Origin of the sequence: Novosphingobium sp. KCTC 2891, from assembly GCF_025938155.1 — a bacterium.
In the GTDB taxonomy this organism is placed as follows: Bacteria; Pseudomonadota; Alphaproteobacteria; order Sphingomonadales; family Sphingomonadaceae; genus Novosphingobium.
The window spans coordinates 230,397-252,251 of sequence record NZ_JAPCZG010000003.1 but is presented as its reverse complement, the minus strand read 5'-3'; the positions used below and the strand labels follow the sequence as shown (position 1 = coordinate 252,251).

Sequence of the window (21,855 nt, the reverse complement as noted above, 5' to 3'; positions counted from 1 at the left end):
GGGCCGTCCGTTCACTTGGCGGCGGCATCTCCGGCTTTGGCATCCGTACGATACTTGTCGAACCACGCAAGGATTGCGGAAGCCTTGGCCGCCGATTGCGAGGGCCGCCCGGCCAGTCCGTGGTGGCTGGCGCCGGGCACCTTGACCAGCGCGGTCGGCACGCCGCGGATCTGGAGCGCGGCGTAATACTGCTCGCTCTCGCTGACGGGCGTGCGATAATCCTCGCTGCCCACCACCACCAGCGTCGGCGTCTTGACGTTGCCGACCAGGCTGAGCGGCGAGCGGTTCCAGTAGCTCATCGGGTCTTCCCACGGCTTCTTGTCGAACCAGTAGCACGAGGTGAAGGTGGTGCCGTCCATCGTCAGCGCCTCGGACAGCCAGTTGATCACCGGCTTCTGGCTGGCCGCCGCCTTGAACCGGTCGGTCTTGCCCACGATCCACGCGGTAAGCACGCCGCCGCCCGATCCCCCGGTCACGAACAGGTTGTTCGGGTCCGCCGTCCCCTCGGCAATCGCCGCATCCACCGCGGCCATCAGATCGTCGTAGTCGGTGCCGGGATAGGCGCGGTCGATCAGGTTGGCGAACTCCGCGCCGTAAGACGTGCTGCCGCGCGGGTTGGTGTAGAGCACCGCATAGCCATGCGCGGCATAGAGCTGCACGTCGGTGGCGAAGGCCGGACCATAGGCCGCGTTGGGACCGCCGTGGATTTCCAGGATCAGCGGCACGCGCTGCCCCGGCTGGCGCCCCGGCGGCAGGGCCAGCCAGGCGTCGATCGGCCGGCCATCGGGCGCGGTGACCGGCAGCTTGCGCACGGGAGCCATCGCCTTGTCCGCCAGCCAGCCGGCGTTGAGGCTTGTCAGCTTGCGCGGCGCGCCCTTGCCCGCCACCCACAGGTCGGCGGGGCGGTCGGTGCCGCTCGCGGTATAGGCGACCACGCCATTGCGCGAGACGGTGAAATCGCCGCCGGTGTAGGGCCGGTCGAAATCGGTGCCATTGGACAGCCCGCCCGCCACCGGCCGGATCGAACCGTCCAGACCCACGCGCGCGACCTTCTTCTCGCCGTGATCGTCATAGGACACGACGATGGAATTGCCGCTCCAGGCGAGCCCGTCGATGCTGCGGTCCAGCTTCGAGGTCAGCGAGCGCGCACCGCTGCCGTCGCGGTTCATCACATAGAGCTGCGCGTTCTCGTAGCTGCGGTTGTGATCGTCGAACCCCAGATAGGCGACCAGCCGCCCATCGGGCGACACCGCCGGCGCGGCATCGGGACCATAGCGCGTGGTCAGCGCCTTCAGCGAGCCCGAGCCGACATCGACCGACCACACCTCGCTGTTGTTCGCCTCGCGCTCCCAGTCCTTGCCGCGATTGGCCGAGAACAGGATCGAGCGGCCATCGGGCGTCCACGACAGCGGACCGCCATCGTCGAAGGCGCCGAAGGTCAGCTGGCGCGGCGCGCCGCCTTCGGCCGGGATCAGGAACAGGTGATCGAAGCCAGGCTTGAGATATCCTGCGTCGTCCGCGCGGTAGGTCACGCGGTCGATGATCTCCAGCCCGTCCGCCCACTTGGCGCCTTCCGGCTTTTCGGGGGCCTGCCCCAGCTTCATCCCCTCGCCCGGCACGCGCATCAGGAACGCGATGCTGCGCCCGTCCGGCGCCCAGGCGATGCCGCCCGGCGCTTCGGGAAGATTGGCCAGCCGGCTATCCGCCCCGCCATCGAGCCAGCGCACATGGAGTTCGGGCGCGCCGCCGTTGCTCGACACATAGGCGATCCGCTTGCCATCGGGCGACCAGCGCGGCGAGCGATGCGCGCCCGCCCCGGCGACCAGCGGCTGCTGCCGCCCGCTCGCCAGATCGACCAGCCAGATCGAGGGCACCGCCTTGTCCGCCATCACGTCGGTCGACAGCCGCACATATGCCACGCGCGTTCCGTCCGGGCTGACCTGCGGATCGGCCGCACCTTCCAGCTTGAACAGGTCCGCGCCGGTGAAAGCGCGTTCGGGCGCATCGGGCGCGGCCAGCGCGGGCAGCGGGGAAGCGGCAGCCAGAAGCAGCGCCAAGATGCGGAATTTGCTGGAAGACGAACGCATGAACCGGTTTCTCCGGAAATCGGATGATGGCGTGCTATGCGATCTGGCGCGAGCCGGTGCAAGGCCGGACGGACAAGAGGGCAGGCGCGCCCTTGATGCAAAACCGCACCTGCCCTCTTGTCGCGCCGGTTTCGCCGTGCCTAGGAAAGCGGCGATGATCGACCCTGCGACAAGGCTCCACCCGGTCTATGCCGGCATGCCGCTCACCGTGTTCGAATGGATGTCCGGCCTCGCGCGCGAACTGGGCGCGATCAATCTGGGGCAGGGTTTCCCCGACGATCCCCCGCCGCCCGCGCTGACCGAGGCGGCGGTGCGCGCGATGCACGAGAAGTCGCAGCAATATCCGCCGATGGCCGGCCTGCCAGAACTGCGCGATGCGGTCGCCGCGTTCCATGCGCGCACGCAGGGCCTGCCGCTCGCGCGCGACAACGTCATCGTCACCTCGGGCGCGACCGAGGCGATTGCCGCCGCGATCCTCGCCGTGGTGGGCGCAGGCGAAGAAGTGCTGCTGTTCGCCCCGGCCTATGATGCCTATGCACCGATGGTCCGCCGCGCGGGCGGCGTGCCGGTGTTTGTGCCGCTGGCGCCGCCGGCCTGGGCCTATGACCGTCAGGCCATCGCCGCGCGCATCACGCCGCGCACGCGCGCAATGATCCTCAACGATCCGCTCAATCCCACCGGCACCGTCGCCTCGCCCGACGACCTCGCGATGCTGGCCGGGCTGTGCGTGGAACACGACCTCATCGCGATCTGCGACGAGGTTTGGGAAGGCGTGCGCTTCGATGGCATGGCGCACCGCTCGCTGCTGGCCGAGCCGGGGATGGAGCACCGCGCCATCAAGATCGGATCGGCGGGCAAGATTTTCGGCGCGACCGGGTGGAAGGTCGGCTGGATGGTCGCCGCGCCCGCGATGGCGTCCGTGCTGGCCAAGGCGCACCAGTTCCTGACCTTTACCACCCCGCCCATGCTGCAATGGGCAGTGGCCGAAGGGCTGGCCGATCCGGCCCTCGCGCCCGCGATCGTCGCCCAATGGGCCGTATCGCGCGCAGCGCTTGTCGAGGGACTCACCCGCGCCGGTTTCGCCGTGGCGCCCAACGCCGCCACGTGGTTCGCCTGCATCGACCTTGCCGCCAGCGGCATCGCGCTGGACGACCGCACGTTCAGCGAACGCGCAGTGCGCGAAGCCGGCGTCGCCTCGATCCCGCTGTCCGCGCTGTGGGAGGGTAATGGGCGGGAGGGCGAAAGTGGCCCCATCACCATCGTCCGGCTGTGCCACTGCAAGCCGGTGCCGATGCTGGAAGAAGCCGTGTCGCGCCTTGCCCGCTGGCGCGACAAGCTGGTCAGTTAAGCCCGCCCGGAAGCCCGCTGAGCCACTCGCGGATCATCGCGCGCCCGGCCTGCACCGCACGCGGGCCGTGCGTATCGTGCGCCGCCTTCAGCCGCACCGGGCACAGCCCCGCCGCTTCCAGATCCTCGGGCGATTGCGCGATCCACGCGTCGAAGCGCGGGTCCTCCCCCATCTCGGCATGGAACTGCAGCGCGAGCAGGTTGCGCCCACGCCGGAACGCCTGGTGCGCGTAAAGGTCGCTCGACGCGAGCAGTTCGACATTGCCCGGCAGCGTGAATGTGTCGCCGTGCCAGTGCAGCACCGGCACACCCGCCACATGGCGCAGCGGTCCATCCTCGGCGTGCACGGTCACGGGATGAAAGCCCACTTCCTTGGCCGGCCCGGGATAGACCTCCGCGCCCAGCGCCGCCGCAATCATCTGCGCGCCGAAGCATACGCCCAGCGTGGGCCGGTCGGCTTCGAGTCGCTGCGCCAGCCGGCGCTGCTGGCAGCGGATCCAGGGATGCGCCTCGTGCTCGTAAACGCCCATCGGTCCGCCCATCATGATGAGCAGGTCCGGCTCGCGCAGGTCGAGCGTGGCAAAGGCCGGGTCGGACACGTCGATGCGATCGACATCGTATCCGGCGGCTTCGATCGGTTCCCGGTATCCCGCCACCCCCTCGTGGGGCACATGGCGAATGATCAAGGCGGTCTTCATGGCGCTATCGTGATCTGTCCGTGGGCGGGCGTCAAAACCCCTTTTGGTGAAAAACGTCAGAGTCCCAGCCGCTGCCAGAACTCGTCTGCGGAAAGCGGAGCCACCTCGTCCGGTGCGGGGCGCGACAGGCGCCACGAGGGGTGCGGGATGCGCACCAAGGGCGCGCGCGGCGCACGCGCCAGCCGGAAAGGCTTCGACGAAACGGACCGGGCCGAAGGATCTGTAACTTGCGACATTCGCATTCTCCTGCACTTGCCGGAACACGAATCTGGCGCTGCCGCCCGGGTCCGTGCGCTTTAGCCGTTGGTGACGCGGAGCAAGCTGGCATCCATCAAAAGCCGCGGCCGGACGGATACTTGGGAGAGGCACATCCGCCCGGCGACTCCATATCTACCAATTTGATTGAGATTGTCGCTTCAGATTTTCTCAAGGCGCATGAAGCTGGCCTTTCGGCGGATCCCCGCCGCCGCGGATCGCCCAAAACGAAGAACCCGCCGTGCACGGCACGGCGGGTTCCCTTTCCTCCCCAGGAAAGTTTCGTTGGCGGCGCGGGCCTCAGCGGCCCATCGCGCTGCCGAGCCGGTGGTAAAGGTTCGAGAACTTCACCGATTCCGGCTGATCCTCGATGGCCTTCAGATAATACAGTACGGCTTCGCGGATCAGCTTGAAGTCCTCGGTCGAGAGGACCGCGCGGGCGCGTTGCGGTTCAGACATTGGTCGTCCTCCTTGGGTCTTCGGGGCGAGATTGCCGCGAAACTTGTCTTGCGTTGTGGCCCCTTCTCCACCCGCCCGTGCCGAGGTTGCAGCTTGGGTCGGGGCAGGTGGAGAAGGAAAGTGGTGCGGATTATGCCGCGAACTGGTTCATCGTGTTGGCAGCGCCGCCGGCCTTGAGCGCGGCTTCACCAGCGAAGTATTCCTTGTGGTCGTCGCCGATGTCGCTGCCAGACATGTTCTGGTGCTTCACGCAGGCGATGCCCTGGCGGATTTCCTGGCGCTGCACGCCCTTGACGTAGCCGAGCATTCCCTGCTCGCCGAAGTATTCCTTGGCGAGGTTGTCGGTGGAAAGCGCGGCCGTGTGGTAGGTCGGCAGCGTGATCAGGTGGTGGAAGATGCCAGCCTGCGCCGCGGCATCGCGCTGGAAGGTGCGGATGCGCTCGTCGGCCTCGGCCGCCAGCTCGGTGCCGTCATAGTCCACGCTCATCAGCTTCGCCCGGTCATAGGCCGAGAGATCCTTGCCGGCTTCGGTCCAGAGATCGAAAACCTGCTGGCGGAAGTTCAGCGTCCAGTTGAAGCTGGGCGAGTTGTTGTAGACCAGCTTGGCATTGGGGATGACTTCGCGAATGCGGTTCACCATGCCGCCGATCTGGCCGATGTGCGGCTTCTCGGTTTCGATCCACAGCAGGTCAGCACCGTTCTGGAGCGAGGTGATGCAATCGAGCACGCAGCGGTCCTCGCCGGTTCCGGGGCGGAACTGGAACAGGTTGGACGGCAGGCGCTTCGGCTTCATCAGCTTGCCGTCGCGGGTGATCAGAACGTCGCCGTGGCCGATGGTCGCGGGATCGACTTCGTCGCAATCGAGGAAGCTGTTGTACTGGTCGGCGATGTCGCCCGGCTCACGGGTGAAAGCGATCTGCTTGGTGAGGCCGGCGCCCAGCGAGTCGGTGCGGGCAACGATCACGCCGTCATCGACCCCGAGTTCCATGAAGGCGTAACGGACCGCGCGGATCTTCGCGAGGAAGTCCTCGTGCGGGACGGTGACCTTGCCGTCCTGGTGACCGCACTGCTTTTCGTCCGAAACCTGGTTCTCGATCTGGATGCAGCAGGCGCCCGCCTCGATGAACTTCTTGGCGAGGAGGTAGGTCGCCTCGGCGTTGCCGAAGCCGGCGTCGATGTCGGCAACGATCGGAACGACGTGGGTTTCGTAGTTGTCGATTGCGTGCTGGATGCGCGCCGCCTCAACGTCGTTGCCAGCCTCGCGCGCCTTGTCGAGATCGCGGAACATCATGCCCAGTTCGCGGGCATCGGCCTGCTTCAGGAAGGTGTAGAGTTCCTCGATCAGCGCCGGAACGCTGGTCTTCTCGTGCATCGACTGGTCGGGCAGCGGACCGAATTCGCTGCGCAGCGCGGCGACCATCCAGCCCGACAGGTAGAGGTAGCGGCCCTTGGTGGTGCCGAAGTGCTTCTTGATCGAGATCAGCTTCTGCTGCCCGATGAAGCCGTGCCAGCAGCCCAGCGACTGCGTGTAGTTCGCCGGATCGATGTCATAGGCGGCCATGTCGGCGCGCATGATCTTCGCGGTGTACTTCGCGATGTCCAGCCCGGTGTGGAAACGGTTCTGCAGGCGCATGCGAGCGACCGATTCCGGCTCGATGCCGTCCCAGGTCTTCTGGAAGGGAGCGATGGCCTTGGCGGCCTCGGCGATGGTGCTCTGGTAGGTCATGGTCGTTACCCCGTCGTGCGGTGAAGCATCTTGTGTCTGGCATCGGGATAATGCGCCGCGGGGGGATTCGGACAGGCCTCGCGAAGTCCTGTTGTCAAACTTTACAGGATTTGCTTGTATAGTTGTGCAGTCAACACAGGCCCCTTCCATGAAACCCGGCGCGTCCTCTCCCAAACCGCTCTATCTCGGCCCGCGCATCAAGCGGCTGCGGCGCGAGCTGGGCCTCACCCAATCCGCCATGGCGGAGGAACTGGGCATCTCGGCCAGCTACATCGCGCTGCTTGAACGCAATCAGCGCCCGCTCACCGCCGACCTGCTGCTGCGCCTCGCCCGCGCCTACAAGCTCGACATGGCCGACCTCGCCGCAGACGAGCGCGACGATTACGCCCGCCGCCTGGCCGACGTGCTGCGCGATCCGATCTTCGCCGAGATCGACCTGCCGCCGCTCGAAATCGCGGACGTCGCCACCAGCTTCCCCGGCGTGACCGAGGCCATGCTGCGCCTTCACGGCGCCTATGTCCGCGAACAGCAGGCACTCGCCGGGCTGCGCGCCGATGGCGGCAGCAGCGAGGCGCAGGGCGTCGACCCGGTGGGAGAGGCCCGGCGCTTCGTGGCGCAGCGGCGCAACTATTTCCCCACGCTCGATTCGAAGGCTGAACAGCTCGCGGGCGAAATCGAGCAAGCGGGCGGTCCCCGCGAATGGCTGCGCAAGCAGGGCCTGCGCGTGCGTGCGCTGCCGCCCGAAGTGATGATGGGGTCGATCCGCCGCTACGACCGCCACAACGAGCAGCTGCTGCTCGACGATACCCTGCCCCCGTCGAGCCGCGCGTGGCAGATGGCCATGCACATCGCCTATACCGCGCTGCGGCCGGAAATCGCCGCGATCATCCGGGGCGAAAGTTTCGCCAGCGCCACCGCCGCCACGCTCGTGCGGCGCGCGCTCGCCGCCTATGCCGCCGCCGCACTGGTCATGCCCTATGACCGTTTCGCCCGCGCGGTGGACGCGCGCGCCTATGACATCGAAGCGCTGGCCGGCCAGTTCGGCACCAGCTTCGAACAGGTCGCGCACCGGCTGACCACGCTCAACCGACCGGGGCAGGAACGCGTGCCGTTCTTCTTCATCCGCGTGGATGCGGCGGGCAACGTGTCGAAGCGGCTAGACGGCGCGGGCTTTCCCTTCGCCGCGCATGGCGGAGGCTGCCCGTTGTGGAATCTCCACGCCGCGTTCCGCGCGCCCGACGAAATCCTCACCCAGTGGCTCGAACTGTCCGACGGCCAGCGCTTCTTCTCGATTGCGCGCAGCGTTGTGGCGGGCGGCGGAGGCCACGACCGCCCCCGCACGATGCGCGCCATCGCGCTCGCCTGCGCCGCCGAACACGCGCCCAGGCTCGTCTATGCGCGCGGACAGGAACCACGCCCCACGCCCATCGGCGTCACCTGCCGCCTGTGCAACCGCGCCGAATGCACCGCCCGCGCCGAGCCGCCGCTCGGCCGCGAAATCCTCCCCGACGACTACCGCCGCGCCGCAGAGCCGTTCAGCTTCGCGGAAAGCTGACAGGCCTCAGGCGCGGAGACCATCGCCCCTAGGGCGCCATGCGGACGGCTGCGGCCTGCGCGAGCACCAGCGAGAAGCGCCCGGCGGCGTCGGTCCATTCGTCCAGCGGAGTCCACCCGCCCGCCAGCAGGAGCAGCGCTGCGCTGCGCGCGTCGTACTTGTGGCTGTTCTCGGTGTGGATGGTCTCGCCCGCGCGCATCGTGAACGTACGCCCGGCGACGTGGAAGGCCAGGTCGCGCTGCGCTTCGAGGTGCATCTCGATCCGCGCCAGCGCATCGATCCATGCCACCTTGTGCCGGAACGCGGACAACGGAATGTCGCCATCCAGTTCGCGGTTGATCCGCTCCAGCAGGTTCATGTTGAACGCCGCCGTCACCCCCGCCGCATCGTCATAGGCGGCGAGCAGCGTGTGGTCGTCCTTGATCCGGTCCATCCCGATGAGCAATTGCGCGCCCGTGCCCAGCGTGTCGCGCATCGAACGCAGCAGGTCGACCGCACTGGCAGGCACCAGGTTGCCGATGGTCGATCCGGGGAAGAACCCCAGCATCGGCCGTCCGCGCACCGCATCGGGCAAGGTCACCGGGTGGGTGAAGTCAGCCTCCACCGGGATCACTTCCAGCGCGGGGAACTGCCGGGAAAGCGCCTGCGCGGACTGGCGCAGGAAGTCGCCCGAAATGTCGATGGGGACATAGGCCGAAGGCGCGATGGCGGAAAGCAGGTGCGGGGTCTTGGCGCTGCTGCCCGATCCGAATTCGACCACCACGCGCCCCGGCCCGACCAGTTCGGCGAAGTCCGCGCCCTGACCGGCCAGAATCTCCGTCTCGGCGCGGGTGGGATAGTATTCGGGCTGCACGGTGATCGCCTCGAACAGCTGCGATCCCCGCGCATCGTAGAACCAGCGCGCCGGGATCGCCTTGTGCGGTTGCGACAGCCCCTGCACCACGTCGCGGCGAAAGGCGGGGTCGATGCCGTCGGCGTCCGGCTCCATCAGGCGCAATCCGGGGTCGAAGCCCATCGCTCAGATATCCTTGGCAAGGCGCAGGCCGGTAAACTGCCAGCGCTTTTCGGGTTGGAAGAAATTGCGGTAGGTGGCGCGCAGGTGCCCTCTGGGCGTGGCGCAGCTGCCGCCGCGCAGCACGCCCTGGCCGCTCATGAACTTGCCGTTGTATTCGCCCACCGCGCCCGCCGCCGGACGGAAGCCGGGGTATGGCAGATAGGCAGAGCGCATCCATTGCCAGCAATTGCCGAACAGCGACGGCGCGCCTTCGGCCATGGGATCGACCGGGCCGGCCCCGTCCAGCTGCATCCCGCCCGCGGGATCACCGTCGGCCGCAAGCGCTTCCCACTCGAACTCGGTCGGCAGCCGCGCCCCGGCCCATGCGGCAAAAGCCTCCGCCTCGTAGAACGAGATATGGCTGACCGGCGCCAGCAGATCGAGCGATTGCCAGCCGGACAGCGTGAACCGCTCCCACCCCTGCGCGCCCTCGCGCCAGTAGAGCGGCGCAGACACGCTTTCGCGCCGCACCCAATCCCAGCCATCGGAAAGCCACAGGCCGGGCGCCGCGTAACCGCCGTCCGCCATGAAGCGCAGCCAGTCCGCATTGCGCACCAGCCCTCGCGACAGCGCAAAGGGCCGCAGCAGCACGTCGTGCGCGGGTCCCTCGCAATCGAACGCAAAGCCCGGCCCTTCATGCCCCACGCGGACAATGCCGCCCGGATGGTCGAGCCAGCCCTCGCCCGGCACCACCGCTGCGCGGAGGCGCGGTTCGGCCGGCCACATCGCCGGGCCCAGCGGATTGCGCCACAGCGCATGGCGTATGTCGGTCAGCAGCAGTTCCTGATGCTGTTCCTCGTGCGCCAGACCCAGTTCGATGATCGCCGCGGCGTCGCCCCGCTCCAGCACCCGCGCCACCGCCGCATCGACGTGCGCCCGGTAATCGAGCACCACCGCCAGCGCCGGGCGTGACAGCATCCCGCGCGCAGGCCGCGCCAGCCGCGCACCTTCCGCCTCGTAATAGGAATTGAACAGGAACGCGTAGGCCGGATCGAACGCGCGGTAGCCCGGCAGATGATCGCGCAGCACGAAAGTCTCGAAGAACCACGTGGTATGCGCCAGATGCCATTTCGCGGGCGAGGCATCGTCCATCGATTGCAGGGTGGCGTCCGCATCGGACAGGGGCGCGGCGAGCGCGGCGGTCAGGGCGCGCACGCGGGCATAGCGCTGGGCGAGGCCTTCGTGACCCGGTCCGGCTGGCGCAGGCGCGGCATTGGGCAAGACGGTCGCGATGTCGGGTCCCCTCTTGGATGCAAAGCCAACGCCCGCGGCGCTGACGGGTTCCCCCCTTATCCCCCTGCGCTTGCACCGGGGGACCGGGGGGGCTATCGGCGCGCTTCCCTGCAGTTTCCCGAAAGCGCCGCCGTGGCCACGATCATTCCCCTTGCCGACGTCGATCCCGCGCTCATCGAACAGGTGCTCGATGCCGCGTTCGAGCCGGAACGCCGCCAGCGCACCGCGTACAAGGTGCGCGAGGGGATGGAATGGCTGCCCGGCCTGTCGTTCGCAGCGCTTGACGAGAACGACATGCTGGCAGGCACGATCCAGTGCTGGCCGGTGGCGCTCACCGATCCGCAGGGCCGCGATCACCCGATGATCATGGTCGGCCCGGTCGCCGTGCTGCCCGACCTGCAAGGCAAGGGCTATGGCAAGGCACTGATGACCGCCGCCCTCACCGCGATCGACCCGCGCGCGCCGCTGCCGCAGGTGCTGATCGGCGATCCCGAATATTACGAGCGGTTCTTCGGCTTCTCCAATGCCCACACCGGGGGCTGGCGCCTGCCCGGTCCGTTCGAGCAGGCTCGTCTGCTGTGCCGCACCGCCAACCAGGCCGTCCTCCCGGCGGAAGGGACTCTGGGGCCTTGGCGCAGGTGACGCGATCTGGCATCGGCTGAGCCATGCCTTACACGCCCCCGCCCGAGCTGGCCGCGCTCAGCCTCGCCCAACTGGCCGAGGCGGCAGAGGCGCGCCGCATCCCGCCGCTCGACCAGTGGACCCCGCAGGAGGAAGGCGACAGCGAGATGCGCATCGCCGCCGATGGCCGCTGGTTCCATCAGGGTGGCGAAATCCGCCGGCCGGCCATGGTCCGCGCCTTTTCCTCGCTGCTGACGCGCGGCGGCGAAGGCCGGCACTGGCTGGTCACCCCGTTCCAGCGGCTATCGATCGCGGTCGATGACGCGGCCTTCCTCGCCACCGATATGGAAGTACGCCACGACGACGCCGGCCGACCGGTGCTGGCATTCCGCCTCAACAGCGACGACGTGGTGCTGGCCGGACCCGACCATCCGCTGCGCGTGGCCGGCACCGCCGATGTTCCCGCCTTCTACCTCGCCGTGCGGCACGGCACCGAGGCGCGACTCAACCGCAGCACCTATGGCCAGCTGATCGAACACGCGCTGGCCGTCTCGGACGTGGACGCGCTGGCCGTGGAAAGCCTTGGGGCGCGCTTCGCACTGGTGCCCGCCGCATGACCTCGCCGCTGCTGACGCGCCTGACCGCACTGTTCGAGGCCGGTCATGCCCAGCCGTTCACACCGGCCTACGAGGACTTTCGCCCGATCCCCGAAACCGGCCTGCGCGCCGCCGCGGTGCTGATCGCGGTGACCGACCGGCCAAACCATCCCGACGGTCCAGGCGTGCTGCTGATCCACCGTCCCTCGCACATGCGGGCACATCCGGGCCAGGCGGCGTTCCCCGGAGGCAAGATCGATCCGGGCGAAACCCCGATCGAGGCGGCCTTGCGCGAAGCGAACGAGGAACTGGGTATCCGGCCAGAGGACGTGCAGGTGATCGGCGCGACCGACCGCTACCGCACCGGCACCGGGTATGACATCACGCCCGTGCTCGCGATGGTGCCGCCCGACCTGCCGCTCGAACCCAATCCCGCCGAAGTCGCCAGCTGGTTCGAGCCGCCGCTGGGCTTCGTGCTCGATCCCGTCAACCAGCAGCGCCGCACCGTCGAATGGCAGGAGCGCGAAGTCGGTTACGTCGAGATCCTTTGGAACGAGCACCGCATCTGGGGCGTGACCGGCGGGATCATCGCCAACCTTACCGGACGCATGAACTGGCATGGCTGATACCCTTCCCTCCGCCCCGTGGACCGCCCGCGCGGACCTTGCCGCGCTCGTCGCCGCGCTCGATCCGGACGCGCAGGGCCTGTGCCGCTGGGTGGGCGGCGCAGTGCGCGACACGCTGCTGGGGCTGGCGGTGAAGGACATCGACATGGCCACCAGCCTTGTCCCCGAGGAGACGACCGCGCGCCTTGCGGCCGCCGGAATCAAGGCGGTGCCCACCGGCATCGCGCATGGCACCGTCACCGCTGTGCTGGCGGGCGGCCCGGTGGAAATCACCACGCTGCGCCGCGACGTTTCCACCGATGGCCGCCATGCCACCGTGGCGTTCTCGGGCGACTGGCGCGAGGACGCCGCGCGGCGCGATTTCACCATCAACGCGCTCTATGCCGATCCGCGCACGCTTGAAGTGTTCGACTATTTCGGCGGTCTGGCCGACCTTGCCGCGCGCCGCGTGCGCTTCATCGGCGCAGCGGAACAACGCATCCGCGAGGATTACCTGCGCATCCTGCGCTATTTCCGTTTCCAGGCGCGCTTCGGATCGCTGCCTGCGGATGCCGAGGCAGAAGCCGCCGTCTCCGCGCTGGCGCCGGGGATGAAGGGCCTCTCGCGCGAACGCATCGCCATGGAGCTGCTCAACCTGCTTGGCCTGCCCGATCCGGCCGCCACGGTGCAGCGCATGGCCGATCTGGGCGTGCTGGCGCAGATCCTGCCCGAAGCCAGCGCCGCGCCGCTGCTCGCGCTGGTCGCCGCCGAAGCGCGCGAAGGCATTGCGCCCAATGCGCTGCGCCGCCTGGCCGCGATGCTGCCGGCCGATCGCCCCGTGGTGGACCAGGTGGGCGCCCGGCTGCGCCTGTCGGCCGCCCAGCGCAAGCACCTCCTGGCCGTGGCCGCGCGCGTGCCCGATGAAGGCGACCCGCGCGCGCTCGCCTATCGCATCGGGCGCGACGAAGCACTCGACCGGCTGCTGATTGGGGGGGCATCGGCCGCGCCGCTGATCGGCTGGGACGTGCCGCGCTTTCCGCTCAAGGGCGGCGAAATCGTTGCACGCGGCGTCGGCGCCGGTCCCGAGGTCGCCCGTATCCTGCGCACGGTCGAGGCGAAATGGATCTCGGCGGGCTTCGACAACGCCCGCATTCCCGCGTTGCTGGATGCGGAACTGGCGGCCTGAGCCAGCACGGCCCGCTGGCGGATTGCCATTGTAGGCGGGCCGAAGCGCTGCCAGAATGCCGGTTCCGCGCATCGCGAGTCCGTCCGCATGAGACGACCGATATGGATCGCACTTCCGCTCGTCGCGCTTGCCACTGTGCCGGCGCGAGCCGAGCCGCTTCCCGCGCCGGCGGCCTCCTTCACCGCGCCTGATGGATGCATTCCGGACCAGGCCCTTGCCACGGCATCGCAGGCCGCTCAGGCCTGCGTCGAGCGCTTCAGCCCCACGCATGAATTCATCATCACCCTCAAGGAAATCAGGGTGCGCTCGACCGATCCGAAGGCTCGTGCCGATGCGGATGTCGCGCGGATGGTGGTCGAAGAAGCGGTGGCGAGACTGAGGAAGGCAAACGAGGAGGGGCAGCCGGGGCAGATCCTGCTGTCGTTCGGCACATGGCCGATGCCCCCCGACGCATTGCTTTTCCCCAAGGGGGCGGACAGCTGCGCGAACTTCACATCCGTCGCGATCGATCGCCGCGTGCCCGGATTTGGTTCCGACGAATTTCGCATCTGGGCCACAGGATTGATCTGCGGCCGCGTCGATAAAGCCGACAATTCGATCCGTGTTGTGGAACTGAAAGCCAGCGAACGCTTCCGGGTAAAATCGGACCAGTTCAAGGAGCGCTTCAAGAACCTCGTTCCGTTCGAACGATACGACCTCGCGCTCAAGACCCTGACGTTGGGCGCTGCTCCATGATGTGAGAGGATTCGTCCGGCCACACCTGCAAGGCGACCCCGTACTATGCCGTCCTGCCGCCGCTCGCTTGCGGCAGAACATTGGACTGGTCGTTGAATTCGTGAACAGGCGGCCCCGCGGTCAGCCCTTCCACTCTCTCCGGTCCTCGGCGGCGCGCAGCACTTCGTAGGACACCTGCAGCTTCTGGAACTGCTCAGCAGCTTCGGCGTCGCCGGGCCGCACATCGGGATGGACCAGCTTGGCCTTGGTGCGCCAGGCCTTCTTCACGGCTTCGAAATCGGCGTCGGGGTCCAGCCCCAGCACTTCCAGCGCGCGCAGCTCGTCACGGCTGCGCGTGCCATCGCCGGAACCGCCCCACTCCGCCCAGGCTGACTGGCGATAACCGGCAGCCTCGCCGCGCTCGGCCTGCTCGCGCCGCTCGGTTTCTTCCTTGTCCAGCCCTTCGAAGTAGTTCCAGCCGGCATTGTATTCGGCCGCGTGCTTTGGGCAGAAGTACCAGCGATCGGGATTGTTGGGCGATTTGGGCGCGGGGCAATCGCCCTTTTCCTCGCACCCGGCACGGTCGCACAGGCGCACGGGCGCGGCATCGCGGCCGCTGCCATAGCCGCGCCAGCGCGGGAAACCCCAGTCGTTGGATCGTTGATACCGCGCCATGGCCTGTCGCCCGCACTCCTTCAAAACGCGGGAAGGCGCCCCGCGCAAGACTCGATCCCGAGCCTTGCGCCAAGGCGCCTTCCGAGAAAAGCCCTTTCGGGCCGATTAGCCCTTAATGGACGGTGCCTTATTGGACGGTAATCGTCACCGCCCGGCGGTTCTTGGCCCAGCTCGCCTCGTCCGAACCCAGCGCGATCGGGCGTTCCTTGCCATAGCTGACGACCGTGATGCGCGAGGCATCGACGCCCAGGCTGACAAGGTAGTTCTTGGCCGCGTTGGCACGGCGCTCACCCAGCGCAATGTTGTAGTCGCGCGTGCCGCGTTCATCGCAGTGGCCTTCAAGCGTGACCATCTTCGCCGGATAGCGCGCCAGCCACTGGGCCTGGCTTTGCAGGATCCCCTGGTCCTCGGTGTCCACGTTGTAGCGGTCGGTATCGAAGTGGATCGTGTCCGCCAGAACCGAGGCGAGGAAGTCCGCCTGGCTGCCCGGCACCGGACCGGCCGGCTGGGTCGGCATCGTCGTGGTCGACGTCGCGGTCGGCTGCGGCGGCAGTTCCTTGGGCGCCTTGCTGGCGCAGGCGCCAAGCGACAGGCTGGCAGCGGCAAGAAGGAGCGCGGAAATCTTGGTCGGGGTCAGCGCAGGCATGGGGGTAACTCCTCAGGCGAGACTAGGAATATGGTGCATCGCACAAGGCGACTTGGCAAACGGAAACGCGGATTTCCGGGCAGTTCAGGGCAGGACCGGACCCCACGCGGGGTCAGAGCCATCCACCGGAGTGTTGAGCTTGCGCTCGTTCCGCCCCGTCAGGTCCACCTGCCAGATGCCGGTCTTGCCGCTGCCCTTTTCGGTGCGGAAGAACTGCACGATCCGGCCATTGGGAGACCAGGTCGGCGCTTCATCCTGCCAACTGTCTGTCAGGAAACGCAGATCGCCGCCGTTCGGGTTCATCACGGCAATTCGGAAATTGCCACCGATGTGCGTGAACGCGATCTGGTCGCCGCGCGGGCTCCATTCTGGCGTGGCCGCGCGGCCGCCGAAGAAGGTGATGCGGCGCTGGTTCGAACCGTCCGCGTTCATGACGTAGACCTGCTGGCTGCCCGACCGGTCGCTTTCGAACACGATCTTCGATCCGTCCGGCGAATAGGAGCCGCCCACATCGATGCCCGGCGAATCGGTAAGCTTGGTCGAAGCCCCCCCCTGCGCCGAAACGCGGTAGATGTCGGTGTTGCCGCCGATCGCCATCGAATAGAGGATCCACTTGCCGTCCGGCGACCAGCGCGGCGCGAACGTCGGCCCGCGGCCTTCCGTCACCAGTCGCTGCTGCCCGCTGCCGATGTCGTAGATGTAGATGCGCGGATAGCCGTTGAGGTAGCTGAGGTAGACGATCTTCGAATAGTCGGGCGAGTAACGCGGCGTCAGCGCGGTCGCCTGCCCGTTGGTGATGAAGCGGTGGTTCGCACCGTCCGAATCCATGATCGCCAGTTGCTTGCGGCGATGATCCTTCGGGCCGGTTTCCGCGATGTAGGCGATCTTGCTGTCGAAGAACGGGTTTTCGCCCGACAGGCGCGAATAGACCATGTCCGCGCACTTATGCGCCGCGCGCCGCCAGTCGGACGGCTGGACGACATAACCCTGCCGCGCGAGCTCGCTGCCCAGCGCCACGTCATAGAGGTAGCAGCCCACGGTCAGCTTGCCGTCGGGCGCGGCCTTGACGAAGCCCTGCACCAGCATTTCCGCCGAGCGCCCGCGCCAGACATCGAACGAAGGCGCGGTCACCTGCGGATAGCCGATGCCGGGCAGCGCATCGGGGCCGACCGGCTTGAACAGGCCGTTGTTCCGAAGATCGTTGAACACAACGCGCGCCAGGTTCTGGCCCAGCGCCGCGGTGTTGCCGCCTTCGGCCGCGGTGGGAACCGGGCTATCGGTGGGGAAAGCGGGGATGGCGATGCCAAGGTCCTGCCACTCGCTTTCATCGGTGACCGAGCCAGTCAACCCACCCTCGTCGGGCGCCGGGGCCGCCTGCGACGCGGTCGAGGCCGGCAGCGACTGGGCCTGCGCGAACGCGGCAACCGGCAGCGCGGCAACACCGAGGAACAGGGCGATCTTGCGGATCATCATTGCGACAACTTCCTGTCAAAGCGGAACTGCGAAACGCGCTTCCAGCTGGAGTAATACGGGGCGGGCAGATCGAACGGCGCGGCCAGCTGCACCGCGCGGATCGCCTGCTCGGCATGGCGCTGCGCCTGCGCGCGGTTGGCGTCGGTAACGCCCGATTGTGACACCACCGTGGGACGCCCTGCGAGCGTGCCATCGGCATTGAGGCTCCACGCCAGCACCGTCACCAGCTTGTCCGCATCGACGCCCTGCGGCGCCGCCCAATGCGGCTTGATCTGGCGCGAGATCGCGCTGACGAGCGACGAGACGACCGCCGGGCCGGCGGCCTGCGCAGGCGGCGTCTTCGACGTGCCGGGCGCGGTCGATCCGGGAATGCCCTTCAGGAAATCGCTGCCAATCCGGCTGCCGCCGCTGGGCGCGTCTGGGCGCCGGCGCGGCGCATCATTGCCCGGCGCCGCAGCCTTCGCGGGCGCGGCCTTCGCAGGCGCCGGTTTCGCCGGAGCGGGCTTGGCGGGCGCGGGCTGGGCCGGAGCGGGACGGACGGGAACAGGTTGGGGCTTCAGGGCAGGCTTCGGCGGAGCCGGCTGCGGCCGGGGCGCAGGCTTGGGCGCCGGCGCGGGCCTTGGCGCGGGCTGCGGTGGCTGCGGCCGGGGCTGCGGCGCAGGCTGCGGCTGGGGCGGCGGCGGAGCCGGTGCCGGTTGGGGCGGTGCAGGCTGCGGCTCGGGCGCGGCTTCGGGCGCGGGTTCGCCAAGCTGCGGCGCGACATCGGGCGCGGCCTGCGCCATCGGATCGGGAGAGGTGGACTTGTCAGCCACCTCCTCCGAGAACGTCACCGTCATCCGCTGGGGCGGCGGCTGGATGTCCTTGCCCGGCGGAGACAGCGTCAGCGCCGCGATCAGCGCGCCATGCGCGGCGATCGCGATGCCAAGCGCAAGGCCTTCCTCGCGCGTCATGCCGGGCCGGGTGGGATCACGCATCGACATAGGGCTATGGCGCCGGAACTGAACCGTTGGTGACCAGCGAGATCGACTTGAAGCCGGCCGCGTTCAGCTCGCCCATCACCGCCATGACCCGGCCGTAATCGAGGCTGCGATCCGCGCGCAGCGTCACCAGCGGAGGCTTGGCCCCCTTCTGGACACCGGCCAGCCGGTCGCCCAGTTCGCCGGGGGCGAGTTCCTGATCGTCGAGGAACAGGCGTCCCTCCCCGTCCATGCTGACGGTGATTTCGTCCTGCTCCTCCTTCAGCGCCTCCGCCTTGCTGTCGGGCAGGTCGATCGGCACGCCCGCGCTCAACATCGGCGCGGTGACCATGAAAATGATCAGCAGCACCAGCATGACGTCGACCAGCGGCGTCACGTTGATTTCGGACATCGCCGCACCGCCGCCACGACCACGCCGCCCGCGGCCGCGACCGCCCCCGCCCTGCGAGAGATTCATCGACACGGCCTTACTGCTCCAGCTCGCGGCTGAGCGTGGCGTGGAAGCGGTCGGCAAAGCGGAAGAGCCGGCCCTCGAAGCGGTTCACCCGGTGCGAGAAGCGGTTGTAGGCGATGACCGAGGGGATCGCGGCGAACAGGCCGATGGCCGTGGCGAACAGCGCCTCGGAAATGCCGGGCGCAACCACCGCGAGCGAGGAGTTCTGCTGCGCACCGATGTTGAAGAAGCTGTCCATGATGCCCCAGACGGTGCCGAACAGGCCGACGAAAGGCGCAACCGAACCAACGGTGGCGAGGAAGTTCAGCCGGTTTGCCAGACGGTCGCTTTCGGTCACCACCGCGCCTTCCAGCGCGCTGTTCAGCCGCTGGCGCGTGCCTTCGCGGTCGATCGCCTGCCCAGCGGTCGAACGGCGCCATTCGGCCAGCGCCGCATTGACCACGCGCGCCGAGGGAATGTCCTTGCCCTTGTTCTCCTTCTGGAAGGCGTCGATGTCGCGCGCATCCCAGAATTCGTCTTCATAACGATCGCACTTGCGGCTCACGCTCGCCATGCGCAGCGAGAAGCCGACGATGATGGTCCAGACCCAGACGCTGGCGAGCACCAGCCCGCCCATCACGATCTGCACGACGATATCGGCGTGAAGGAACAGCGCCACGGGATTGAGCCGGGTCGGAGCGGCGGCAGCGCCAACGGCGAGCGTTTCGATCATCATGCGGAAACAGGGCCTTCTTGTTCGCAGGAAGGGGCAAGAACGGTGTGGAACGCGGCCACCCAGTCGCGCGGCTGGCGACGCGGACGGCCATTGGGAGCGACGAAAGCGACGCGCACCTTCGCGTCGCACAGCAGAGCCTCGCCCCTGTATGCCTCCTGAACGATGCGGCAGGTGGCGGGGGAAATTTCGGCGACGCGGCTGCGCACGACCACGGCATCGTCGAGCCGGGCGGGTCGCAGATAGCGCAAGGCCATTTCGGTCACGGCATAGGCGCCCTCGCCCGCTTCATGCGCGGCGCGCTGCTTGATACCCAGCAGGCGGAGCATGTCGGACCGCGCGCGCTCGAACCAACGCAGGTAGTTGGCGTGATAGACCACCCCCGAAAGGTCCGTGTCCTCGAAATAGACGCGGACCGGGAACAGGTGGGTGGAACCGTCGAAGCGGCCGGAGGGCGGATCGGGCGCAAGCATGGATGGGCGCGACCTTAACCCTGCGACGAATCGTTGGGCAAGGTCGCTCTGGCGATTTCCCCCCGGATTTGCGCCCTTTTGCCGCTTAGCGGACGAGCATCGGCCCCAGCGGGCGCCCCGCGAAGACATGGACGTGAAGATGCGGCACTTCCTGATGGCTGTCCGTCCCCGCATTGGCGAGCAGGCGGTAGCCGGGCGCGACAAGACCGGCATCGCGCGCCACCTTGCCCACCGCGCGCACGAAGCCCGCGATCTCGGCGTCGCTCGCGCTGGCCGAGAAATCGTCCCAGCTGACGTAGGCGCCCTTGGGGATCACCAGAATGTGCGTCGGCGCCTGGGGGTTGATGTCGTGGAAGGCCAGGCTCCACTCGTCCTCATGCACCTTGCGGCAGGGAATCTCGCCGCGCAGGATCTTCGCGAAGATGTTCTGGTCGTCGTAAGGCTGGGTGGCATCGACCGCCATGGTCAGGAACTCCTGCTCTGCTTTTCGGCAATGCCCGACGTGCCCTCGCGCCGGCGCAGTTCGGCCAGCACGTCGGCCAGCGCCACGTCCTTTTCGCCCAGCAGCACGAGGAGATGGAAGAGAAGATCGGCGGCCTCGCCGGTCAGGTCATGCGCGTTGCCGGAAAGCGCGGCGATGACCACTTCGGTGGCTTCCTCTCCCACCTTCTGCGCCACCTTGCCGATGCCCTTGGCATGGAGCTTGGCGACATAGCTGGCGCCGGGGTCGCCCGCGCGGCGTTCGGCGATGGTCGCTTCGAGGCGGAACAGCGTGTCGTCGGTCATGCGCGGGGCATGGCGGCGACGGCGCTTTGGGTCAAGAGCGAGCGGGCAGGCCCGCAGCGCGCAGGGCGGCGTGCGCCTCGGCAATGGAGTAAGTGCCGAAGTGGAAGATCGAGGCAGCCAGCACCGCGCTGGCATGGCCCTCGGTCACCCCCGCCACGAGATGATCGAGCGTGCCGACGCCGCCGCTGGCGATCACCGGCACCGGCACCGCATCGGCAATCGTGCGGGTCAGTTCCAGGTCATAGCCCTGCTGGGTGCCGTCGCCGTCCATCGAGGTGACGAGCAGTTCGCCCGCACCCAGCGTGGCGAGATTGACGGCATGGGCCACCGCGTCGATGCCGGTGGGCTTGCGGCCGCCGTGGGTGAAGATCTCCCACTTGCCCGGAGCCACGCGCCGCGCATCGACCGAGCCGACCACGCATTGCGCGCCGAACTTCTCGGCAATGTCACGCACCAGTTCGGGCCGGGCGACGGCGGCGGAATTGACCGCCACCTTGTCCGCCCCCGCCAGCAGCAGCGCGCGCGCATCTTCAACAGCGCGCACGCCGCCGCCCACGGTCAGCGGCATGAAGCAGACTTCGGCGGTGCGTGCCACGACGTCGAGCAGCGTGCCGCGCCCTTCGTGGGTGGCGGAAATATCGAGAAAGCACAGCTCGTCCGCACCGGCCTTGTCATAGGCGCGCGCCTGCTCGACCGGATCGCCCGCGTCGCGCAGGTCGACGAAGTTCACGCCCTTGACCACGCGACCCTCGCGAACGTCGAGGCAGGGGATCACGCGGACGCGGACGGTCATGTCAGGCCGCCTCGGCCATGGCGATGGCCGCTGCCAGATCGAGCCGGCCTTCAAACAGGGCGCGGCCGGTGATGACGCCTTCGATGCCGTCGGTTTCGTGGATCTTGAGCATCCGGATATCGTCGATGCCCTTCACCCCGCCACTGGCGATCACCGGGATATCGACCCGGCGGGCCAGATCGACGGTTGCGTCGATGTTCACGCCCTTGAGCAGGCCATCACGGCCGATGTCGGTGAACAGCAGGCTGGCGACGCCGGCGTCCTCGAAACGGCGGGCGAGATCGACGACTTCGACGTCGGACACGTCGGCCCAGCCCTCGGTTGCGACCATGCCGTCGCGCGCGTCTACCGCCACGACGATCCCGCCAGGGAATTCCTTGGCCATGTCCTTGACGAACTGCGGGTCCTTCAGCGCGGCGGTGCCCATCACCACCCGCGCAACGCCCAGATCGAACCAGCCCTCGACCGCCTCACGCGTGCGGATGCCGCCGCCGAGCTGGACGTGGCCGGTGAAGGACTTGAGAATGCCTTCCACCGCCTCGCGGTTTTCCGCCCGGCCCGCGAACGAGCCGTCGAGATCGACCACGTGCAGGTATTGCGAGCCGGCGGCTGCGAACAGCGCGGCCTGGTGCGCGGGATCGTCACCGTAAACGGTGGCACGATCCATGTCTCCTTCGGCAAGGCGGACAACCTGTCCACCCTTGAGGTCGATAGCGGGAAAGACGATCAT

General features: G+C 68.1%; 25 protein-coding genes. 7 read left to right on the top strand and 18 right to left on the bottom strand.

What is annotated here, in order from left to right:
- Positions 1-11 precede the first annotated feature (11 nt).
- A complete protein-coding gene (locus tag OLX02_RS07520) occupies positions 12-2,087 on the bottom strand; it encodes an alpha/beta hydrolase family protein (protein ID WP_264421620.1) in 2,076 nt (691 codons plus the stop codon).
- A 154-nt stretch (positions 2,088-2,241) separates the two neighbouring features.
- Here OLX02_RS07520 and OLX02_RS07515 point away from each other — a divergent pair, with 154 nt between their 5' ends.
- On the top strand, positions 2,242-3,435 hold the full coding sequence (locus tag OLX02_RS07515; protein ID WP_264421618.1) for an aminotransferase: 1,194 nt from the start codon (positions 2,242-2,244) through the stop codon (positions 3,433-3,435).
- Here the strand turns inward: OLX02_RS07515 and OLX02_RS07510 are convergent.
- The 4 genes from OLX02_RS07510 to OLX02_RS07495 all read right to left on the bottom strand — a co-directional run bounded on the left by OLX02_RS07510 (position 3,428) and on the right by OLX02_RS07495 (position 6,572).
- Positions 3,428-4,132 carry a glutamine amidotransferase gene (locus tag OLX02_RS07510; protein WP_264421616.1) on the bottom strand — a complete coding sequence of 235 codons (705 nt, stop codon included), beginning with the start codon at positions 4,130-4,132 and terminating at the stop codon, positions 3,428-3,430. The two genes, OLX02_RS07515 and OLX02_RS07510, sit on opposite strands and share 8 nt — an antisense overlap.
- A 56-nt stretch (positions 4,133-4,188) precedes the next feature.
- Positions 4,189-4,368, bottom strand: coding sequence for a hypothetical protein (locus OLX02_RS07505; protein ID WP_264421614.1), 180 nt, complete (start codon positions 4,366-4,368; stop codon positions 4,189-4,191).
- Positions 4,369-4,687: 319 nt separating this feature from the next.
- Entirely contained in the window at positions 4,688-4,846 is a 159-nt protein-coding gene (locus OLX02_RS07500) for a hypothetical protein (protein WP_225008600.1), read from the bottom strand.
- Positions 4,847-4,976: 130 nt separating this feature from the next.
- Positions 4,977-6,572, bottom strand: a complete 1,596-nt coding sequence (locus OLX02_RS07495) for an isocitrate lyase (RefSeq protein WP_264421610.1) — start codon at positions 6,570-6,572, stop codon at positions 4,977-4,979.
- 148 nt (positions 6,573-6,720) lie between these two features.
- Here OLX02_RS07495 and OLX02_RS07490 point away from each other — a divergent pair, with 148 nt between their 5' ends.
- Positions 6,721-8,127 carry a helix-turn-helix domain-containing protein gene (locus OLX02_RS07490; RefSeq protein ID WP_264421608.1) on the top strand — a complete coding sequence of 469 codons (1,407 nt, stop codon included), beginning with the start codon at positions 6,721-6,723 and terminating at the stop codon, positions 8,125-8,127.
- Positions 8,128-8,155: 28 nt separating this feature from the next.
- On the opposite strand, the gene egtD is transcribed toward OLX02_RS07490, so the two are convergent.
- Positions 8,156-9,142, bottom strand: a complete 987-nt coding sequence (gene egtD, locus OLX02_RS07485) for an L-histidine N(alpha)-methyltransferase (protein WP_264421606.1) — start codon at positions 9,140-9,142, stop codon at positions 8,156-8,158.
- 3 nt (positions 9,143-9,145) lie between these two features.
- Positions 9,146-10,402, bottom strand: coding sequence for an ergothioneine biosynthesis protein EgtB (egtB, locus tag OLX02_RS07480; protein WP_264421604.1), 1,257 nt, complete (start codon positions 10,400-10,402; stop codon positions 9,146-9,148).
- A 144-nt stretch (positions 10,403-10,546) separates the two neighbouring features.
- Between egtB and OLX02_RS07475 the strand changes: the two genes are divergently transcribed.
- The 5 genes from OLX02_RS07475 (at position 10,547) to OLX02_RS07455 (ending at position 14,157) form a co-directional block, all read left to right on the top strand.
- Positions 10,547-11,056: a GNAT family N-acetyltransferase gene (locus OLX02_RS07475; RefSeq protein ID WP_264421603.1), complete on the top strand. Its 510-nt coding sequence runs from the start codon at positions 10,547-10,549 to the stop codon at positions 11,054-11,056.
- Between the two features lie 23 nt (positions 11,057-11,079).
- Positions 11,080-11,652: a DUF1285 domain-containing protein gene (locus OLX02_RS07470; protein ID WP_264421601.1), complete on the top strand. Its 573-nt coding sequence runs from the start codon at positions 11,080-11,082 to the stop codon at positions 11,650-11,652.
- Positions 11,649-12,257: an NUDIX hydrolase gene (locus OLX02_RS07465; protein WP_264421599.1), complete on the top strand. Its 609-nt coding sequence runs from the start codon at positions 11,649-11,651 to the stop codon at positions 12,255-12,257. Before OLX02_RS07470 ends, OLX02_RS07465 begins: the two co-directional genes overlap by 4 nt.
- Positions 12,250-13,422 (top strand): CCA tRNA nucleotidyltransferase, encoded by a 1,173-nt coding sequence (locus tag OLX02_RS07460; RefSeq protein ID WP_264421597.1) that lies wholly within the window; start codon positions 12,250-12,252, stop codon positions 13,420-13,422. Before OLX02_RS07465 ends, OLX02_RS07460 begins: the two co-directional genes overlap by 8 nt.
- A gap of 135 nt (positions 13,423-13,557) precedes the next feature.
- Positions 13,558-14,157 carry a hypothetical protein gene (locus tag OLX02_RS07455; protein ID WP_264421596.1) on the top strand — a complete coding sequence of 200 codons (600 nt, stop codon included), beginning with the start codon at positions 13,558-13,560 and terminating at the stop codon, positions 14,155-14,157.
- Positions 14,158-14,277: 120 nt separating this feature from the next.
- On the opposite strand, the gene OLX02_RS07450 is transcribed toward OLX02_RS07455, so the two are convergent.
- The 11 genes from OLX02_RS07450 to hisA form a co-directional block, all read right to left on the bottom strand.
- Positions 14,278-14,811: a J domain-containing protein gene (locus tag OLX02_RS07450; protein ID WP_264421594.1), complete on the bottom strand. Its 534-nt coding sequence runs from the start codon at positions 14,809-14,811 to the stop codon at positions 14,278-14,280.
- A gap of 127 nt (positions 14,812-14,938) precedes the next feature.
- A complete protein-coding gene (gene pal, locus OLX02_RS07445; RefSeq protein ID WP_264421592.1) occupies positions 14,939-15,457 on the bottom strand; it encodes a peptidoglycan-associated lipoprotein Pal in 519 nt (172 codons plus the stop codon).
- 84 nt (positions 15,458-15,541) lie between these two features.
- Complete coding sequence (gene tolB / locus OLX02_RS07440; RefSeq protein WP_264421591.1) at positions 15,542-16,930, bottom strand: Tol-Pal system beta propeller repeat protein TolB; 1,389 nt, start codon at positions 16,928-16,930, stop codon at positions 15,542-15,544.
- Positions 16,927-17,904: a hypothetical protein gene (locus OLX02_RS07435; protein ID WP_264421589.1), complete on the bottom strand. Its 978-nt coding sequence runs from the start codon at positions 17,902-17,904 to the stop codon at positions 16,927-16,929. The genes tolB and OLX02_RS07435 overlap by 4 nt, the downstream gene beginning before the upstream one ends.
- Positions 17,905-17,914: 10 nt before the next feature.
- Positions 17,915-18,364 (bottom strand): ExbD/TolR family protein, encoded by a 450-nt coding sequence (locus tag OLX02_RS07430; protein WP_264422069.1) that lies wholly within the window; start codon positions 18,362-18,364, stop codon positions 17,915-17,917.
- A gap of 10 nt (positions 18,365-18,374) precedes the next feature.
- Positions 18,375-19,076, bottom strand: a complete 702-nt coding sequence (tolQ, locus tag OLX02_RS07425; RefSeq protein WP_264421587.1) for a protein TolQ — start codon at positions 19,074-19,076, stop codon at positions 18,375-18,377.
- A complete protein-coding gene (locus OLX02_RS07420; protein ID WP_264421585.1) occupies positions 19,073-19,546 on the bottom strand; it encodes a YbgC/FadM family acyl-CoA thioesterase in 474 nt (157 codons plus the stop codon). Before OLX02_RS07420 ends, tolQ begins: the two co-directional genes overlap by 4 nt.
- A gap of 85 nt (positions 19,547-19,631) precedes the next feature.
- Positions 19,632-20,009 (bottom strand): histidine triad nucleotide-binding protein, encoded by a 378-nt coding sequence (locus tag OLX02_RS07415; protein ID WP_264421584.1) that lies wholly within the window; start codon positions 20,007-20,009, stop codon positions 19,632-19,634.
- A gap of 2 nt (positions 20,010-20,011) precedes the next feature.
- The gene (locus OLX02_RS07410) at positions 20,012-20,332 is read right to left on the bottom strand and encodes a phosphoribosyl-ATP diphosphatase (RefSeq protein WP_264421583.1); all 321 of its coding nucleotides are present in this window, start codon (positions 20,330-20,332) and stop codon (positions 20,012-20,014) included.
- Between the two features lie 31 nt (positions 20,333-20,363).
- Positions 20,364-21,125 carry an imidazole glycerol phosphate synthase subunit HisF gene (gene hisF, locus OLX02_RS07405; RefSeq protein ID WP_264421581.1) on the bottom strand — a complete coding sequence of 254 codons (762 nt, stop codon included), beginning with the start codon at positions 21,123-21,125 and terminating at the stop codon, positions 20,364-20,366.
- 1 nt (position 21,126) lies between these two features.
- Complete coding sequence (gene hisA, locus OLX02_RS07400) at positions 21,127-21,855, bottom strand: 1-(5-phosphoribosyl)-5-[(5-phosphoribosylamino)methylideneamino]imidazole-4-carboxamide isomerase (protein ID WP_264421580.1); 729 nt, start codon at positions 21,853-21,855, stop codon at positions 21,127-21,129.

Excerpts from the sequence above, each read along its gene's own strand:
- OLX02_RS07500 (WP_225008600.1), bottom strand. The coding sequence starts at position 4,846 with ATGTCTGAACCGCAACGCGCCCGCGCGGTCCTCTCGACCGAGGACTTC.
- OLX02_RS07420 (WP_264421585.1), bottom strand. The coding sequence starts at position 19,546 with ATGCTTGCGCCCGATCCGCCCTCCGGCCGCTTCGACGGTTCCACCCAC.
- egtD (WP_264421606.1), bottom strand. The coding sequence starts at position 9,142 with ATGGGCTTCGACCCCGGATTGCGCCTGATGGAGCCGGACGCCGACGGC.
- OLX02_RS07515 (WP_264421618.1), top strand. The coding sequence starts at position 2,242 with ATGATCGACCCTGCGACAAGGCTCCACCCGGTCTATGCCGGCATGCCG.
- OLX02_RS07495 (WP_264421610.1), bottom strand. The coding sequence starts at position 6,572 with ATGACCTACCAGAGCACCATCGCCGAGGCCGCCAAGGCCATCGCTCCC.
- OLX02_RS07490 (WP_264421608.1), top strand. The coding sequence starts at position 6,721 with ATGAAACCCGGCGCGTCCTCTCCCAAACCGCTCTATCTCGGCCCGCGC.
- tolB (WP_264421591.1), bottom strand. The coding sequence starts at position 16,930 with ATGATGATCCGCAAGATCGCCCTGTTCCTCGGTGTTGCCGCGCTGCCG.
- OLX02_RS07460 (WP_264421597.1), top strand. The coding sequence starts at position 12,250 with ATGGCTGATACCCTTCCCTCCGCCCCGTGGACCGCCCGCGCGGACCTT.
- OLX02_RS07505 (WP_264421614.1), bottom strand. The coding sequence starts at position 4,368 with ATGTCGCAAGTTACAGATCCTTCGGCCCGGTCCGTTTCGTCGAAGCCT.
- OLX02_RS07510 (WP_264421616.1), bottom strand. The coding sequence starts at position 4,132 with ATGAAGACCGCCTTGATCATTCGCCATGTGCCCCACGAGGGGGTGGCG.
- OLX02_RS07410 (WP_264421583.1), bottom strand. The coding sequence starts at position 20,332 with ATGACCGACGACACGCTGTTCCGCCTCGAAGCGACCATCGCCGAACGC.
- pal (WP_264421592.1), bottom strand. The coding sequence starts at position 15,457 with ATGCCTGCGCTGACCCCGACCAAGATTTCCGCGCTCCTTCTTGCCGCT.
- tolQ (WP_264421587.1), bottom strand. The coding sequence starts at position 19,076 with ATGATGATCGAAACGCTCGCCGTTGGCGCTGCCGCCGCTCCGACCCGG.
- OLX02_RS07430 (WP_264422069.1), bottom strand. The coding sequence starts at position 18,364 with ATGAATCTCTCGCAGGGCGGGGGCGGTCGCGGCCGCGGGCGGCGTGGT.
- OLX02_RS07450 (WP_264421594.1), bottom strand. The coding sequence starts at position 14,811 with ATGGCGCGGTATCAACGATCCAACGACTGGGGTTTCCCGCGCTGGCGC.
- OLX02_RS07415 (WP_264421584.1), bottom strand. The coding sequence starts at position 20,009 with ATGGCGGTCGATGCCACCCAGCCTTACGACGACCAGAACATCTTCGCG.
- OLX02_RS07470 (WP_264421601.1), top strand. The coding sequence starts at position 11,080 with ATGCCTTACACGCCCCCGCCCGAGCTGGCCGCGCTCAGCCTCGCCCAA.
- OLX02_RS07465 (WP_264421599.1), top strand. The coding sequence starts at position 11,649 with ATGACCTCGCCGCTGCTGACGCGCCTGACCGCACTGTTCGAGGCCGGT.
- OLX02_RS07520 (WP_264421620.1), bottom strand. The coding sequence starts at position 2,087 with ATGCGTTCGTCTTCCAGCAAATTCCGCATCTTGGCGCTGCTTCTGGCT.
- OLX02_RS07435 (WP_264421589.1), bottom strand. The coding sequence starts at position 17,904 with ATGCGTGATCCCACCCGGCCCGGCATGACGCGCGAGGAAGGCCTTGCG.
- hisF (WP_264421581.1), bottom strand. The coding sequence starts at position 21,125 with ATGACCGTCCGCGTCCGCGTGATCCCCTGCCTCGACGTTCGCGAGGGT.
- hisA (WP_264421580.1), bottom strand. The coding sequence starts at position 21,855 with ATGATCGTCTTTCCCGCTATCGACCTCAAGGGTGGACAGGTTGTCCGC.